This window comes from Flavobacterium sp. Flavsp81, from assembly GCF_059491325.1.
The window spans coordinates 391,489-409,451 of the sequence record NZ_CP168505.1 but is presented as its reverse complement, the minus strand read 5'-3'; the positions used below and the strand labels follow the sequence as shown (position 1 = coordinate 409,451).

The window sequence follows — 17,963 nt, the reverse complement described above, 5'->3', positions numbered from 1 at the left end:
TCTTCTAATTGACTCATTGACAAATTATCTAATAGATAAACTACTCTTTTACACGTTCCATATAAGAACCTGAAGCTGTATCGATTTTAATTTTGTCACCTTCATTGATAAACAAAGGAACATTTACATTTGCACCGGTTTCTACTGTTGCAGATTTAGTTGCATTTGTAGCTGTATTTCCTTTTACACCCGGCTCTGCATAAGTAACTTCAAGAATTACAGATGCAGGCATATCTACAGACAAAGGTAAATCTGTTTCTGTGTTGATCTGAACCATTACATTTGTTCCTTCTTTTAATAGTCCCGGAGCATCCAGGATAGTTTTATTCAAAGAAATTTGCTCAAAAGTTTCAGTATTCATAAAGTTAAAATCATCTCCTTCAGCATATAAAAATTGATATGTCTGTGTTTCAACACGTACATCTTCGATTTTATGCCCTGCAGAAAATGTATTATCTAATACTTTTCCTGTTGTTAAACTTCTTAATTTTGTTCTTACGAAAGCTGGTCCTTTTCCAGGTTTTACGTGAAGAAATTCGATAATTTTATAAATATCGTGATTGTATTTAATACATAACCCGTTTCTAATATCTGATGTAGATGCCATTTTTTTAATTTTAGATTTTAGAATGTAGATTTTAGATTCCTAAAGAATTAATAATCTCCATTTATTATTTTTTATATTTTATTTGAGCTTTAATGATGAAGTTAGAAATCTAAACTCTAAAATTAATAATTCCCTGAATATCCTTTCATTACACCTCTTGATGAGTTTCGAATAAAATCTAAAATCTCATCCCTTTCAGGTGTAGCTTCCATTTCTCCTTCAATAATACTCAACGCTTGTGTTGTATTGTAATTTTTTTGATATAAAATTCTATAAATATCCTGAATTTCCCTAATTTTTTCAGTACTAAAGCCTCTTCTTCTAAGACCTACTGAATTTATACCCACATAAGATAATGGTTCTTTTGCTGCTTTTGTATATGGCGGAACATCTTTTCTTAATAATGAACCTCCCGAAATCATAGCATGATCTCCAACACTAATAAATTGATGCACAGCTGACAATCCTCCAATAATCGCATAATTACCAATAGTAACATGCCCTCCTAAAAGAACTCCGTTAACAATGATTGCATTATTACCAACATGACAATCATGAGCAATGTGAGCAGTTGCCATTATTAGGCAATTATCTCCTATAACAGTCTGACCTGAAGCTATTGTCCCTCTATTAATCGTTACGCATTCTCTAATCGTGCAATTATCACCAATGATAGCCAGAGAATCTTCTCCTCCAAATTTTAAATCCTGAGGAACAGCCGAAATTACAGCACCCGGAAAAATATTACAATTTTTCCCAATGCGGGCACCTTCCATAATGGTCACATTTGAACCTATCCAAGTACCATCACCAATAACAACATTATTGTGAATTGTCGTAAAAGGCTCAATTACAACATTTTTAGCGATTTTAGCGCCGGGATGAACATATGCTAATGGTTGATTCATCTGTATTTTTATATTTTAATTTAAAATAATCTAATTAGGGCAACAAACGTAAACAATAAATTTGATTAATTATTATTGTTTCCTCGCAATTTGAGCCATTAATTCTGCTTCAGCAACTAATTTCCCGTTAGCGTAAGCATTTGCCTGCATATGACAAATTCCTCTTCTTATTGGAGAAATCAAATCACACTTAAAAATTAAAGTGTCACCAGGCAATACTTTATGTTTAAACTTAACATTATCTATTTTCATAAAATAAGTCAAATAATTTTCAGGATCCGGAACTGTACTTAAGACCAAAATTCCACCAGTTTGTGCCATTGCCTCAACAATTAATACACCCGGCATTACCGGAGCATCAGGGAAATGCCCTACGAAGAAATTTTCATTCATGGTAACATTTTTCAATCCAACTACATGGCTTGATGACATTTCAATAATTCTGTCGATCAACAAAAATGGAGGTCTGTGAGGCAAAACTGCCATGATTTTATGGATATCCATCAAAGGTTCCTGATTCAAATCATAAACAGGGATATGGTTCCTTTGCTCGATTTTTATAATTTTTGCCATTTTTTTGGCAAATTGTGTATTTACGTAATGTCCTGGTTTGTTAGCAATGATTTTTCCCTGAATTCTAACTCCAATCAAAGATAAATCACCAATAACATCCAAAAGTTTATGTCTTGCAGCTTCGTTTGGATAATGCAAAGTTAAATTATCAAGAACACCATTTGGCTTTACCGAAATTTCATCCTTTCCAAAAGCTTTCTTAAGGTTTTCCATTGTAGACTCAGAAATTTCTTTATCTACATAAACAATAGCATTATTTAAATCGCCACCTTTTATTAATCCATTTTCCAATAAAGATTCTAATTCATGTAAAAAACTAAAAGTTCTTGAATTTGAAATTTCATTTTTAAAATCAGCAATGCTTTTCAAAGTAGCATTTTGAGTCCCTAAAACTTTAGTACCAAAATCTACCATTGCAGTAACCTGATAATCATCACTTGGCATAACCAAAATCTCACTTCCTGTAGTTTCGTCTGTAAATGAAATTACTTCTTTTACTACATAAACATTACGTTTTGCGTCTTGTTCCTGGATTCCTGCTTTTTCAATTGCTTCAACAAAATATTTTGAAGAACCATCCATAATGGGAAGCTCAGAAGCATTTAATTCAATAATAACATTATCTAAATCACAGCCAACCAATGCGGCTAAAACATGTTCCGGAGTTTGAATTTTTACACCTAATTTTTCTAAATTGGTACCTCTTTGTGTGTTAACTACATAATTGGCATCAGCTTCAATCACTGGTTGGCCCTGCAAGTCAATTCTAACAAAAGTGAAACCATTATTAATCGGAGCTGGTTTAAAAGTCATTGTAACTTCTTTTCCAGTGTGCAATCCAACTCCTGTTAGTGAAATTTCATTCTTGATGGTCTTCTGTTTAACCATTATTTCCATTTTTTGGGTTTATTATTTGTTTTTTTAATTCTTCTAATTCGGCAACAATCTTAGGTAAGTTCTTAAAATGAACATACGACTTACTAAAATCGCTATAACCAAATGTTGGGCTTCCCTGCAAAATTTCATCATCTTTAATATTTCTCGCCACACCTGATTGAGCCTGAAGCCTTACATTATTACCTATTATTAAATGACCTGCGATTCCAACCTGTCCTCCAATCATACAGTTTTCTCCTATTTTTGTAGAACCTGCAACGCCTGTTTGAGCTGCAATTACTGTATTTTTACCAATCTCCACATTATGGGCAATCTGAATCTGATTGTCTAATTTTACTCCCTTTCTAATTATAGTAGAACCAAGAGTTGCTCTGTCGATTGTAGTATTGGCACCAATATCTACATTATCTTCTATAATAACGTTTCCAATTTGTGGAACTTTATTATACTCACCATCTTCATTTGGAGCAAAACCAAAGCCATCAGCACCAATAATAGTCCCTGAATGAATGGTGCAATTATTACCAATTATAGTTTCAGAATAAATTTTAGCGCCTGCAAAAATATATACATTATTGCCAATAACAACATTATCTCCAATAAAACTGTTTGGATATATTTTTACATTATCTCCCAAAATCACATTTTGACCGATATAACTAAAACTTCCTAAATATAAGTTTTCACCATATTTAGTTCCTTCAGATATAAAAGTCTGTGGCTCGATTCCGTTTTTATTTAATTTTACCTGATTATAAAATTCTAAAAGTTTAGAAAAAGAAACATATGCATCTTCCACTTTAATTAAAGTCGTGGTAATTTCAGATTCCGGTATAAAACTATCATTAACAATTGTTACTGATGCTCTTGTAGTATAGATATGATTTAGATATTTAGGGTTTGCCAGAAAAGTCAGTGAGCCCTCCTCTCCTTCTTCTATTTTAGACAGTCGAAAAACCTCGGCATTGGGATTCCCAACAACTTCTCCTTCTAAAATTCCTGCTATTTGTTCTGCTGTAAATTTCATCTTATTTGATTATATTTTTTCTAGGAATAAGATGGAACTCTCTGCAAAACGTTCTGCTTATATTCAAAAAAAAATGTACTAGTTCGTTTCATTCCGACAAAAATATAAAAAATAGGTTTTAAATGTTAATTTTAGATAAGTTGTTTTGGGAAACAGATATAATATTTTGTTACCAATTTAGATAACGATTTCAAATTCAACTGGTCAGATGCTTCAACAACATCTTCAATTGTTTTATCTTTTTTTAAAATTCGTATCGGTTCTGCTTCTTTACTGTACGCTTGATTTTTAATTTTTCCCCTAAAAATAAAATAATCTGCTTCAAACTGTGAGATATTGTGTTCTTTGGCAAATTTTTCTTTTAATTCCAGAATTTCTTCAGACGGAATTTTTTCACCACTCAATTTAATTTTCAATAAGTCTCTATTGATAATCATTTTACTCAAGGTTGAAAGTATAAAGTCATCTTGCTTTTGCCAGGCTTTCAAGGCACTAATAATATCAAAATCATCTAATTGAGAAAACAAATCTAATATTTCCGCATCAAAATTTTCTAACGTAATCTTGTTTTGCATGAAATATAAAAGTGATTCGCTGCAAGGTAAACTCACTCCTTTCAAAGTCAATTCCTTGGCTCTTTTTAGAACTTTCGTTAAAATTAGTTCTGCTACCAAACTGGTTTTATGTAAATATGCCTGCCAATACATTAATCGTCTTGACAACAGAAATTTTTCTACTGAATAAATTCCTTTTTCTTCAATGACCAAAACACCATCAACCACATTCATCATCTGAATCAATCGTTCAGAATTGACATTTCCTTCGGCAACACCAGTATAAAAACTATCACGCTTTAAATAATCCATTCGATCCATATCCAACTGACTGGAAATCAATTGCAGCATGAATTTCCTGTGATAATCACCTTTAAAAACCTGAATTGCCAGACTTAATCTTCCGTCAAACTCCTCATTTAACTGATTCATAAATAATAAGGAAATTGCCTCATGATTAACATCTTCAACAATACTTTTTTCCATGGCATGCGAAAAAGGTCCATGTCCAATATCATGCAATAAAATAGCTATTAATAAAGCACATTCTTCATCATTTGAAATAGCAACGCCTTTAAAACGAAGCGTTTCAATTGCCTTTTGCATCAAATGCATACAACCCAAGGCATGATGAAAACGTGTGTGATTAGCTCCGGGATAAACCAAATACGATAATCCCATTTGTGAAATACGGCGTAAACGCTGAAAATACGGATGCTGGATTAAATCATAAACAAGCTCATTCGGTATAGAAATAAAGCCATAAATGGGGTCATTAAATATTTTTAACTTATTAATATGATTCACTATTCCGATTCTTTTTTTAGGTGAACAAATATAAGTAATTAAGTATAAACTGTTTTCTGTTTTTAATTTAAAAAAGAAATCATTTTCTGAAATATTTTTCATCAAAAAGAAAAGCACTGATTATATACCCTTTAAATAAAAACGCATATCGAATTTCAGTAATCTTAATTTTTCTAAAATGTTAATAACTAAGGATTAGTTTTAGTAATGTTATAAACTCAGTCATTTTCAAAATTGATATATTTGAAAGTAACAAAATTTAGAAAATCATGAGAATAGAAACCGATCTTAAATTAGGATTTAAAGATGTGATGATCAGACCCAAAAGATCTACTTTAAAAAGCAGGTCTGAAGTATCTTTAGAAAGAAATCTTAAATTTTTGCATAGTACAACTCTATGGACAGGAATTCCAATTATGGCAGCAAATATGGATACCGTAGGGACTTTTGAAATGGCTGCAGCTTTAGCCAAAGAAAAGCTTTTTACTGCCATTCATAAGCATTATTCACTTCAGGAGTGGAATGCTTTTTTACAAACTGTTTCCTCTGATTTTTACAATTATATCGCAGTTAGTACAGGAACCGGCAAAGAAGATGCTGTTAAAATTGCTGAAATTATTAAAGCAAATCCTTCATTGAAATTTATTTGCATTGATGTTGCCAATGGATATTCAGAACACTTTGTTCAATTTTTAAAACAAACCCGTAAACAATATCCTGATAAAGTTATTATTGCAGGAAATGTTGTAACAGGCGAAATGACAGAAGAATTGTTATTAGCCGGAGCTGATATTGTAAAAGTCGGAATTGGACCTGGTTCAGTTTGTACGACTCGTGTAAAAACAGGTGTTGGGTATCCGCAGCTTTCAGCCATTATCGAATGTGCCGATTCTGCTCATGGTTTAGGAGGACATATTATTAGCGATGGAGGATGCAGTACACCCGGCGATGTTGCCAAAGCTTTTGGTGCAGGTTCCGATTTTGTTATGCTTGGCGGAATGTTAGCCGGACATACTGAAAGTGGTGGCGAATTGATTGAAGTTAATGGTCAGAAGTTCAAACAATTTTACGGAATGAGCTCTACAACTGCTATGGACAAACATGTTGGCGGTGTAGCCGAATACAGGGCAAGTGAAGGAAAAACTGTTCAGGTTCCCTTTAAAGGTAAAGTAATCAATACTGTTTTGGATATTTTAGGAGGTTTGCGCAGTACCTGTACTTATGTGGGTGCTTCAAGATTAAAAGAATTGACTAAACGAACAACATTTATAAGAGTCAGTGAACAGGAAAATCAAATTTTCACGAAATAATTTTTCAACTATTACAACACATTTTAAATTGAATATGATTACAATTTCAGAAGCAACGGCAGAAGATATCAAAACCATTCAGGAAATAACCTATATAACGTGGCCAATTACGTATGGTAAAATACTATCCAAATCGCAATTAGATTATATGCTGGATTTATTTTATTCTGATGAAGCTTTAATTAACCAATTTGAGAAAAAAGAACAATTATTTTATCTGATTTCAGAAGATGAAGCAACTTTCGGTTTCATTGGAATTGAACATAATTACAAAAATAAAGCTGTAACCAAAATTCATAAAATATATCTCTTACCTGAAACACAAGGAAAAGGGATTGGAAAAAAAGTAATTGAACAGATAGAAAAAATGGCTTTAGAGAATCATTCAACTGTTTTATCTTTAAATGTAAACAGATTTAACACAGCCCTAAGCTTTTATAAAAAAATAGGTTTTGAAATTATTGATGAAGTTAATATTGATATTGGCAAAGAGTATTTGATGGAAGATTATGTGATGGAGAAAAAGCTATAATCAACTTACAACAACATCGTGTTTAAACAATAAACCTTTTACTTCATTCAAAGAAAAAACAGCTCTTTTAAGTTTGGTTTTGAATGGGTCAATCGTATAATTATAACTCGTTTTGAAATCGGCTTTATTCGCAATTGCTTTATTAAACTCAGACCGATACAAATCACAATTATCAAAAAGCACACTTGTAAGATCTGTAGCCATAAAATCGACGGCAACCAAACTGCAATTTGTAAAAGTCGTTCCTTTTATTTTTAAAGTATAAAATTTCGAAAAATCTAAAATGCAATCGTTAAAATGTATCTCAAAAATGAGTTTGTCGCACATAGCAAAATTCACCTCTTTGATTTCACATCGATTAAAAGTTGCCGTTCTAAAAGCCACATAATTGATTTTTGCATCATTAAAAATACAATCATTAAAAACACAGTCAATAAAAGTAACAGCTAAAAAAGTACAGGCGGAAAAATTGCAATTATTAAAAATACAACATTCAAAATCCTTAAAATTAGCCCCATCCCTATCGTAAATGATGTTATTATATTCTTTATCAAGGAAATATTGACTCGTCATTAAAGATCAATTGTTATTAAATTTAAAATAAAAACGCAAGAATCAAATATAGGATAATTGCGTTTAGATTGAGAATATTATTTTACTAATTATTTTTTATGCACTCTTCGTAAAAGGAAAATAGCAACCACAAAAAAGATTCCTAAAAATACAATCGCCAAACGAGGGCTTCCTGTAATCTGATCGATAATTCCGTAAAGGCACATTCCAATAACGATTCCGATTTTTTCGGCAACATCATAAAAACTAAAAAAAGAAGCAGTATCTTCTGTTTCAGGCAATAATTTTGAATAGGTAGAACGTGATAAAGCCTGAATCCCGCCCATTACAAATCCGGCTACTGTAGCCATAACATAAAAATGTATGGGTAAAGTAATAAAAAAGGCAAGTGCACAAAAGACCGCCCATATAGTATTGATTGCGATTAAAGTTGGAATATTACCAAATTTTGCTGAAGCTCTTGAAGTTAAAACAGCACCAATAACGGCAACTAATTGAATAATTAAAATACATTTAATTAATCCAATAGTACTTTCTTCTTCAGATGCCCATTGAATTTCCTGCGCTCCAAAATAAGTCGCTACAAGCATTACAGTTTGGACGGCCATACTTGAAACAAAAAAACCGCCTAAATATCTTCTTAAAGGAATATTATCTTTCAATATAGCCCAAACTTTCTTCAATTCCTTAAAGCCATTAAAAACAACAGATTTAGTTAGTTTTTCGTCTTTTTCTTTGCTTCCCTTTGGCAAATAATAATACGTATACTGACTAAATAAAATCCACCATACACCAACCATTACAAAAGAATATCGCATCGCTATATCCCTAGCCGATTGTCCTTCAATTCCTGTAATATTGAACCAGTTAGGCTTCATAATCATTGCCAGATTGACAACCAGTAAAATCACACTTCCAATATATCCTAAAGAATATCCTTTGGCACTAATTTTATCCTGTTGTTCAGGAAATGCGATATCCGGCAAATAGGAATTATAGAAAACCAAACTACCCCAATATCCAATAAGACCAAGAAAATAAAATAATAATCCAATGTAAATGTTTCCAAGATTAAACCAATACAATCCCATGCAGGATAAAGCTCCAACATAGCAGAAAAATTTCATAAACATTTTTTTATTCCCAACATAATCCGCAATACCGGATAATAACGGTGAAAAAAAGGCTACAAATATAAAGGCAAATGCTGTTGTAAAACTAATCAGGGCTGTATTTTTTAATTCTAATCCGAAAACTTCTATATAATGACTTCGTTTAGAAAATAAGGCTTCATAAAAAATAGGAAATACAGCTGATGCAATTGTAAGAGTATAAACTGAATTTGCCCAATCATAAAAGGCCCAGGCATTCAATAATTTTTTACTTCCTTTTGGTAGGTTTGTCATAGTTATGGTTTTGACGGCTAATTTATTTATTTTTTCTTATAATCATTATGAATCTTCATTAATAAATAATCAATGATTTGTTGTATTCAAAGTAAAGTATAATTTATTGATGATGATAAGGCTCATTTCTTAAAATAGTAAAACCACGATATAATTGTTCTATAAAAAACAAACGCACCATCTGATGCGAAAAAGTCATTAGCGAAAGTGAAATTTTGCCTTGCGCCTTACTGTAAACCGTTTCTGAAAAACCATAAGGACCGCCGATTACAAAAACCAGCGTTTTAATTCCAGAGTTCATCTTTTTTTGTAATTCTTCAGAAAAACCAACACTTGAAAAGTTTTTTCCGTTTTCATCCAATAAAATCAACTGATCGGTTGGGGTTAATTTAGATAAAATCAACTCGCCTTCTTTTTCTTTTTGCTGGCTTTCAGATAAATTCTTTACATTTTTAATATCCGGAATAATTTCTAAATCAAATTTGATATAAAACGACAAACGTTTAGTATAATCATCGATCAAAGTTTGCAATGATTTATTATCGGTTTTACCAATGGCAATAAGTTTAATATTCATCTGAAGAAATTATAATTTATTCAAAAAAGTTTCAATTTTAAATACTTAATTTTTAGGAAATTTATTTTCGAAAGTTTTAAATCTGGCATCCAAATCTTTCAATAATTGCTTTTTTACAGACTCATCCTGAATAAAACTGTAATTAATACTATTATAAACATATTTTTTGATAGTAGCATAAGAAACATCAGGATATCTTTTTGCCAATAAAACATATTGTTCTGTCATATTTGTTCGCAAAATTCCTGCATCATCTGTACTGATTATAATTGGCACATTAAACTCTTTATAAAGTGTAAAAGGATGCCTTCCTTCTTTTACTTTCAAAATAAATTCGTTACTGACTAAATTAATCTCAATTGGAATATTATTTTTTGACATATAACGCAGCAAATCATATGAATTTGCTTCATAAGCAATATCTACTCCGTGGCCAATTCTATTGGCTCCGGCTGTATAAATTGCCGAATTGATATGCCATGTTAAATCTTCAGGCTGTACTAATCCTAAAGTTAATTCGCCGGCATGAAGCGTATATTTTACATCAGGAAAACGATAATGGCAATATTTAAACATGACCATATGAAGCCAATAATCTTTCATTGAAGTTTCGCCATCTTCAGGAGAAACAATGTTTACACCGGCAACAAGTTTACTATTGTTAGCCGAAATAAAAGCAATAATAAGGTTTTTAAACAAATCTACAGGTTCCATAAAACGTAGCACAAAATTTTGATAACGCATCTTAAAACGCTCGTCGTCAATTTTTAAATCTTTATGCAGCTTCGCAATAAAGTTAGTATTAAAATCTTCCGCATATTTTTTAGCGTCTTTTTGTTCAATCGATTTATACAAATCATCTAAAGTTTTTAAAACCCCCTTTTCATCTTTTTGATTGGTGAATTGACGGAGTTTCGAGTTAAAATCAGCTAAATCATCCACCTTCATATCACAGGGAATTAATGATAACTGAGTTTCGATATAACTTACATTTTCTGAAAGTGCACGGTTTTTCAATTCCAGTAAACCCTCAGCAAAATGACCATCGATTACAGAAGAAAATTTACCAAAAGAATCAAAAAATAAATCATCTGAAGGTACTGTTACACCATTATAATCTTTTGCAGACCAGGTTTGCATGACTTGCTGTTTGTAAAAAGCAAGTTGTCCGTTATTTTTAAGAGAAGAGAAATTTTCCCAATTGCCTTTTGAGGGTTTATTTTTTGATACTTCCATCGTTTCTAAATTCAGATAAAAATCTTCTGAAATAGCTCTTTCCAGAAGAGGTTCTGCGTAAATTGATCCCGAAAAATGATGGTGTAAATCGCCTCCTTTTGGCATTTGTTGAAAAAAAGCGGTTAAGAGCGCTTCGTTATTTCTGATTTTTTCCAAATAGTTTTCAACAGATTGAGAAAAACTGATTTGCATTGCCAAAAAACAGAAAAGTGTAATTATCCTCGCCATAGTCTAAGTTTAAATTACATGCAAATATAGTTAATTTAGACGACTTTTTTAATCTATGCGAAAATTGCTTTTTGAAATATAACTTGATCCATCAGTCTATTTTAGCATTTATTTTTAAAATTATCAAGATAAAAAATCCAAATAAATAATTTTTCTTATTCACCATTTTAAGGAATCATTAAAAAAATAAAAAAATAGACAAGACTATTACGATTTCTTTTTTTTATTGTTTACACAGATTTCTTTTTTTGATCATAAAACTATGGCTTTTCCGAATTTTAATATTCTGCATTTTTGTTTCAATTTGTTTGTTTAACTTTGTTCAAAACATATAAAAATGAAACAATTAGTTATATTACTTATTGCCTTTGCTACATTCTCATGTACAAATGCTCAAAAGAACAATTTTTCAAAAGAAGCCTTATCTGAAAAATTATTAGCTGTTGATGGAAGTCAGATTGCATTTAAAGACATTTTAAAAAATTATAAAGGAAAAACTTTAGTTATTGAAGTTTGGGCTTCATGGTGTGGTGATTGCGTAAAGGCTATGCCTAAAGTAAAAGAATTACAAGCAAGCAACCCTGATGTTTCCTATTTGTTTATTTCAGCTGATAAAACTGCTGACAAATGGAAAATCGGAATTGAGAAACACGAATTAAAAGGTGATCACTATATAATGAATGATGGCATGAAAGGTGTTTTTGGAAAAGCAATTGATCTGGATTGGATTCCAAGATATATCATTGTTGACAAAAAGGGTAAAATTGTTTTATACCGTGCCATTGAAACTGACTTTGATAAAATCAATGAAACTTTAAAAAGCCTTAAATAGATTGCATTCTTAATTTCAATCTATTTTTTAAAATTACAAAAACAAAAAATTAATAACTATCCAAAATGAGAAAAAAAATTGTTGCAGGAAACTGGAAAATGCATAAAAATGCTGAACAAACCGAAGAATTATTAAACGAATTAATTACAAAAATACCGGCAAAAACTAATGCTCAGGTAATTGTTGCACCGACATTTGTAAATTTAGCTGCTGCTGTATCCAAATTAAAAAACACTCCTATTCGTGTTTCAGCACAAAACGTTCATCAGGCTGAAAGTGGTGCTTTTACAGGAGAAATTTCTGCTGATATGTTAAAAAGTGTTGGAGTAAACACTGTAATTTTAGGACACTCAGAGCGTAGAGCTATTTTTAACGAAACTGATGCTTTAATTGCTAACAAGGTTGATACAGCTTTAAAGCATGATCTTACAGTAATTTTCTGTTTCGGTGAAGAATTGAAAGATCGTCAATCTAATAATCATTTTAATATTGTTGAAAATCAATTGCGTGATGGATTATTTCATATTTCAAAAGAATCATGGTCAAATGTAGTTTTGGCATATGAGCCAGTTTGGGCAATTGGAACTGGTGAAACAGCATCACCGGAACAAGCTCAGGAAATGCATGAATTTATCAGAGAAACTGTTCGTAAAGCTTTTGGAAATGAGATTGCTGACCAAGTTTCAATATTATATGGAGGATCAGTAAAACCTGAAAATGCGAAAGAAATTTTCTCTAAACCAGATGTAGACGGTGGTCTAATTGGAGGAGCAGCCTTAAAAGCAGACGACTTTTTAGCAATTGTAACTGCTATATAAATTTTTACATAAAAAACAAACCCGACATATAATATGTCGGGTTTGTTTTTATAAACTATTCAGTAATATTAAAAGAAGCGACATAAAAATCTTTATCCACTAATAATGTTGATTTTTGAGTAGTTAGTTTTTCAACTTTCCATTCCTGAGTTGGCTTTAACCAAGTTTCAACTCCATTTAAGTTCACTTTTAAAGGCATATTAAACTTTTCTACGCAATTCGACCAACGGTATTCTAAATAACCTTCTTTAAAAAAATATTCGAAAGTTGGAATTTGGGTTGTTCTTAAATATTGATTGAAAATTTTATTTAAATCCAAACCTGTTTCACTACTCATATAATCCTCGATTTGTTTTGTGGTTACTGTCTGGTGATAAAAAGTTTTGTTCAAACCTCTCAAAATCGATTTCCATTTTGCATCATTATTTAAAATCTGCCGAATTGTATGCAGCATATTAGCACCTTTCGGATACATATCACCTGAACCTTCATTGTTTACATCATAATATCCAATAATTGGTTTATCATTTTCGATATTTTTACGACAGCCTCTGACATATTCAGCTCCAGCCGTTTTTCCATAATAATATTCAACAAAAAGACTTTCTGAATAATTTGTAAAGCTTTCGTGAATCCACATATCTGCAATGTCTTTATAAGTGATATTGTTCGCAAACCATTCGTGCCCTGACTCGTGAATAATAATAAAATCAAATTTTAATCCCCACCCCGTTCCACTTAAATCACGACCTAAATACCCATTTTTATAGCCATTTCCATACGTAACGCTACTTTGGTGTTCCATACCCAAATAAGGGGCTTCAACCAACTTATAGCTATCTTCATAAAAAGGATACGGTCCAAACCAATCTTCGAAAGCTTTTAGCATTTTTGGCACATCCTTAAACTGTTCCTTAGCCAGAACCAAATTATCTCTCAAAACATAATAATTACAATCTAAATCTCCTTTTTCACCTTTATATTTCTCTGAAAAATTAACATAATCTCCAATATTAATATTCACGCCATAATTATTAATTGGATTAGAAACATACCAATTAAAAGTTTTTGTACCGTCTTTTTCTTTTTTAATACTTTTCAATTTTCCATTAGAAACATCCGTCAAATTGCCAGGAACATTAACACTGATTAGCATATTTTCAACTTCATCATACATATGATCCTTACACGGCCACCAAACGCTACTACCTAAACCCTGACATGATGATGCTATAAAATCTTTTCCATTTTTATCCTTTTTCCAAGTTATTCCGCCATCCCAAGGCGGATTAACAGCTTCTTTAGGTTTTCCTCCAAATGAAATAATTATTTCTTTGGTTTCTCCTGCCTTTTGATCTGAAATTAACTGAATAAAAAAAGCATTTCCATTTCTTTCAAATTTTAACTCTTTTCCATCTTGTATTACTTTATAAATTTGCATCGGTTCCTGCAAATCGATTTGCATTTTTTTATACTCTTTTAATACTGCATATCGAACTGTATTTGAACCTATGATAGTCTTGTCAGCTGGATTTACTTTTATATTTAAGTGATAGTACTTTAAATCCCACCATACTCTTTCTTTTGTGATACTACCTCGTAGAGTATCCTGATTTGTAAACCTTTTCTCAGACTTATTAAGCAGTCCTTGTGCTTTTGATGTAAAAATTGTAAAAAAAGCAATAAAAATGATTATATTTTTTTTCATTAACTAGAAAATTTAGAAATTAAAAAGACTCGATTTACAACAAAAATAAACATTCAAATTGTGTTTTATAAGATATTTTAATTTTAAAAAATAAATCCTTTTAAGAATTTTCCAAAAGCATTTCAAAACAAAAAACCCCATCCGATTTGGACAGGGTTTTTTAAAAGAAAGGCGACGACATACTCTCCCACATAACTGCAGTACCATCTGCGCAGGCGGGCTTAACTACTCTGTTCGGGATGGGAAGAGGTGAGCCCCGCCGCAATAACCACCTTAAGGTCGTTGTTACTTGAGGTAACTTTTTAATTGACAATTGACAATTGATAATTAAAACAATATCTTAACATACTGAGATAAAGAAAGTTTTTATATTTTAGAAAGTTTCTTCCCCCCGGTTTGCACCGGGGAGAAAAGGGTGTACATAAGCTTACGGATTATTAGTACTACTCGACTATGACATTACTGCCTTTACATCTATAGCCTATCAACGTGGTCATCTTCCACGATCCTTAAAAGAAATCTCATCTTGTGGTGGGTTTCGCGCTTATATGCTTTCAGCGCTTATCCCTTCCAAACGTAGCTACTCTGCGATGCTCCTGGCGGAACAACAGATACACCAGAGGTTTGTCCAATTCGGTCCTCTCGTACTAGAATCAGATCCACTCAAATTTCTAACGCCCACAGTAGATAGAGACCGAACTGTCTCACGACGTTCTGAACCCAGCTCGCGTGCCACTTTAATGGGCGAACAGCCCAACCCTTGGGACCTTCTCCAGCCCCAGGATGTGACGAGCCGACATCGAGGTGCCAAACCCCCCCGTCGATATGAGCTCTTGGGGGAGATCAGCCTGTTATCCCCGGCGTACCTTTTATCCTTTGAGCGATGGCCCTTCCATGCGGAACCACCGGATCACTATGCTCTACTTTCGTACCTGATCGACCTGTATGTCTCTCAGTCAAGCTCCCTTATGCCATTGCACTCTACGCACGGTTACCAAGCGTACTGAGGGAACCTTTAGAAGCCTCCGTTACTCTTTTGGAGGCGACCACCCCAGTCAAACTACCCACCAAGCAATGTCCCCCGCAAAACGGGGTTAGGCCTCAGATAAACAAAGGGTTGTATTTCAACAATGACTCCACAACGCCTGGCGACGCCGCTTCAAAGTCTCCAACCTATCCTACACATCATTTATCCAAGGTCAATACTAAGCTATAGTAAAGGTGCACAGGGTCTTTTCGTCCCACTGCGGGTAAACGGCATCTTCACCGTTACTACAATTTCACCGAGCTCATGGCTGAGACAGTGTCCAGATCGTTACACCATTCGTGCAGGTCGGAACTTACCCGACAAGGAATTTCGCTACCTTAGGACCGTTATAGTTACGGCCGCCGTTTACTGGGGCTTCAATTCAATGCTTCTCCGAAGATAACATCTCCTCTTAACCTTCCAGCACCGGGCAGGTGTCAGGCCCTATACTTCATCTTACGATTTTGCAGAGCCCTGTGTTTTTGATAAACAGTCGCCTGGACCTCTTCACTGCGGCCAGCATTGCTGCTGGCGACCCTTCTCCCGAAGTTACGGGTCTATTTTGCCTAATTCCTTAGCCATGAATCTCTCGAGCACCTTAGGATTCTCTCCTCAACTACCTGTGTCGGTTTACGGTACTGGTACTAATTACCTGAAGTTTAGAGGTTTTTCTTGGAAGCCCTTAGGCGCACTATCTCTTTGTCCGAAGACTCCGAGTACTATCGTATTTCCCCAAGCCGCGTGGATTTGCCTGCGCAGCTTGTAGGTAGGTACTTCAACGAACTATTCCGTCAGTTCGCGGCGCTTTCATCACTCCGTCACCCCATCACAGTAATTAGTAGTACGGGAATATTAACCCGTTGGCCATCGACTGTCCCTTTCGGGTTCGCCTTAGGACCAGACTAACCCACAGCTGATTAGCATAGCTGTGGAAACCTTAGTTTTTCGGTGTGCGGGTTTCTCGCCCGCATTATCGTTACTTATGCCTACATTTTCTTTTCCAGCCGGTCCAGCATACCTTACGATACACCTTCAACCCTGCTGGAATGCTCCCCTACCACTTACAGTAAACTGTAAATCCATAGCTTCGGTAATACGCTTATGCCCGATTATTATCCATGCTCGTCCGCTCGACTAGTGAGCTGTTACGCACTCTTTAAATGAATGGCTGCTTCCAAGCCAACATCCTAGCTGTCTGGGCAGACAAACCTCGTTCTTTCAACTTAGCGTATATTTGGGGACCTTAGCTGATGGTCTGGGTTCTTTCCCTCTCGGACTTGGACCTTAGCACCCAAGCCCTCACTGCTGAGAAACATTATATAGCATTCGGAGTTTGTCAGGAATTGGTAGGCGGTGAAGCCCCCGCATCCAATCAGTAGCTCTACCTCTATATAACTTAAATTCAGCGCTGCACCTAAATGCATTTCGGGGAGTACGAGCTATTTCCGAGTTTGATTGGCCTTTCACCCCTACCCACAGGTCATCCGAAGACTTTTCAACGTCAACCGGTTCGGACCTCCACTGTGTGTTACCACAGCTTCATCCTGCCCATGGGTAGATCACACGGTTTCGCGTCTAACACTACTGACTAAAGCGCCCTATTCAGACTCGCTTTCGCTACGGATCCGTGGCTTAACCACTTAACCTTGCCAGCAACGTTAACTCGTAGGCTCATTATGCAAAAGGCACGCCGTCACCCCACGAAAGGGCTCCGACCGCTTGTAAGCGTATGGTTTCAGGATCTATTTCACTCCGTTATTCACGGTTCTTTTCACCTTTCCCTCACGGTACTGGTTCACTATCGGTCTCTCAGGAGTATTTAGCCTTAGCGGATGGTCCCGCCAAATTCAGACAGGGTTTCACGTGCCCCGCCCTACTCAGGATACCACTATCCATTACACTCGTTACCCATACGGGGCTATCACCCTCTATGGCTCAGCTTTCCAGCTAATTCCGGTTCCTTGTGCATAAAATCTCGTGGTCCTACAACCCCAGCCATGCCGTAACATCACTGGTTTGGGCTAATCCGCGTTCGCTCGCCACTACTTACGGAATCACTTTTGTTTTCTTCTCCTCCGCCTACTTAGATGTTTCAGTTCAGCGGGTTTGCCCACCTATCGGTGTACTATGTCTTCAACATAGTGGGTTGCCCCATTCGGGTATCTGCGGATCAATCAATGTGTGCTTGTCCCCGCAGCTTTTCGCAGCTTATCACGCCCTTCATCGCCTCTGAGAGCCAAGGCATCCCCCATACGCCCTTATTTTGCTTATTGTACCAATCTTAAAATTAATTAAGACCGTTTTTTTTGTCTCTTGCTATAAATAGCAAAAAACGCTTTCTAC

Annotated in this window: 14 protein-coding genes and 2 rRNA genes; 4 read left to right on the top strand and 12 right to left on the bottom strand. The window is 34.4% G+C overall.

Annotated elements, in window-relative coordinates; translation table 11 throughout:
• Positions 1–40: 40 nt before the first annotated feature.
• The 5 genes from efp to ACEN92_RS01835 all read right to left on the bottom strand — a co-directional run bounded on the left by efp (position 41) and on the right by ACEN92_RS01835 (position 5,373).
• The gene (gene efp / locus ACEN92_RS01855; protein ID WP_495640666.1) at positions 41–607 is read right to left on the bottom strand and encodes an elongation factor P; all 567 of its coding nucleotides are present in this window, start codon (positions 605–607) and stop codon (positions 41–43) included.
• A 122-nt stretch (positions 608–729) separates the two neighbouring features.
• A complete protein-coding gene (gene lpxA, locus ACEN92_RS01850) occupies positions 730–1,515 on the bottom strand; it encodes an acyl-ACP--UDP-N-acetylglucosamine O-acyltransferase (protein WP_495640665.1) in 786 nt (261 codons plus the stop codon).
• Between the two features lie 72 nt (positions 1,516–1,587).
• Positions 1,588–2,976, bottom strand: coding sequence for a bifunctional UDP-3-O-[3-hydroxymyristoyl] N-acetylglucosamine deacetylase/3-hydroxyacyl-ACP dehydratase (locus ACEN92_RS01845; protein WP_495640664.1), 1,389 nt, complete (start codon positions 2,974–2,976; stop codon positions 1,588–1,590).
• Positions 2,969–4,012, bottom strand: coding sequence for a UDP-3-O-(3-hydroxymyristoyl)glucosamine N-acyltransferase (gene lpxD, locus ACEN92_RS01840; RefSeq protein WP_495640663.1), 1,044 nt, complete (start codon positions 4,010–4,012; stop codon positions 2,969–2,971). Before lpxD ends, ACEN92_RS01845 begins: the two co-directional genes overlap by 8 nt.
• A gap of 131 nt (positions 4,013–4,143) precedes the next feature.
• Positions 4,144–5,373, bottom strand: a complete 1,230-nt coding sequence (locus ACEN92_RS01835; RefSeq protein WP_495642323.1) for an HD domain-containing protein — start codon at positions 5,371–5,373, stop codon at positions 4,144–4,146.
• Between the two features lie 269 nt (positions 5,374–5,642).
• Between ACEN92_RS01835 and ACEN92_RS01830 the strand changes: the two genes are divergently transcribed.
• Positions 5,643–6,683: a GMP reductase gene (locus ACEN92_RS01830; RefSeq protein WP_495640662.1), complete on the top strand. Its 1,041-nt coding sequence runs from the start codon at positions 5,643–5,645 to the stop codon at positions 6,681–6,683.
• 34 nt (positions 6,684–6,717) lie between these two features.
• A complete protein-coding gene (locus tag ACEN92_RS01825; protein ID WP_495640661.1) occupies positions 6,718–7,215 on the top strand; it encodes a GNAT family N-acetyltransferase in 498 nt (165 codons plus the stop codon).
• Here the strand turns inward: ACEN92_RS01825 and ACEN92_RS01820 are convergent, their stop codons facing one another.
• The 4 genes from ACEN92_RS01820 to ACEN92_RS01805 form a co-directional block, all read right to left on the bottom strand.
• Entirely contained in the window at positions 7,216–7,788 is a 573-nt protein-coding gene (locus tag ACEN92_RS01820) for a pentapeptide repeat-containing protein (protein WP_495640660.1), read from the bottom strand.
• Positions 7,789–7,877: 89 nt separating this feature from the next.
• Positions 7,878–9,194, bottom strand: a complete 1,317-nt coding sequence (locus ACEN92_RS01815) for an MFS transporter (protein ID WP_495640659.1) — start codon at positions 9,192–9,194, stop codon at positions 7,878–7,880.
• 103 nt (positions 9,195–9,297) lie between these two features.
• Entirely contained in the window at positions 9,298–9,771 is a 474-nt protein-coding gene (gene rlmH, locus ACEN92_RS01810) for a 23S rRNA (pseudouridine(1915)-N(3))-methyltransferase RlmH (RefSeq protein ID WP_078229761.1), read from the bottom strand.
• Between the two features lie 45 nt (positions 9,772–9,816).
• Entirely contained in the window at positions 9,817–11,235 is a 1,419-nt protein-coding gene (locus ACEN92_RS01805) for an amidohydrolase family protein (protein WP_495640658.1), read from the bottom strand.
• Positions 11,236–11,572: 337 nt separating this feature from the next.
• Here ACEN92_RS01805 and ACEN92_RS01800 point away from each other — a divergent pair, with 337 nt between their 5' ends.
• Positions 11,573–12,067: a TlpA family protein disulfide reductase gene (locus tag ACEN92_RS01800; protein WP_495640657.1), complete on the top strand. Its 495-nt coding sequence runs from the start codon at positions 11,573–11,575 to the stop codon at positions 12,065–12,067.
• Between the two features lie 65 nt (positions 12,068–12,132).
• A complete protein-coding gene (tpiA, locus tag ACEN92_RS01795; protein ID WP_495640656.1) occupies positions 12,133–12,885 on the top strand; it encodes a triose-phosphate isomerase in 753 nt (250 codons plus the stop codon).
• Between the two features lie 55 nt (positions 12,886–12,940).
• Here the strand turns inward: tpiA and ACEN92_RS01790 are convergent, their stop codons facing one another.
• From ACEN92_RS01790 to ACEN92_RS01780, 3 genes are all read right to left on the bottom strand, one after another.
• Entirely contained in the window at positions 12,941–14,593 is a 1,653-nt protein-coding gene (locus ACEN92_RS01790) for a M1 family metallopeptidase (RefSeq protein ID WP_495640655.1), read from the bottom strand.
• 166 nt (positions 14,594–14,759) lie between these two features.
• Positions 14,760–14,869, bottom strand: a 5S ribosomal RNA gene (gene rrf / locus ACEN92_RS01785).
• Between the two features lie 141 nt (positions 14,870–15,010).
• Positions 15,011–17,893, bottom strand: a 23S ribosomal RNA gene (locus tag ACEN92_RS01780).
• Between the last annotated feature and the right edge of the window lie 70 nt (positions 17,894–17,963).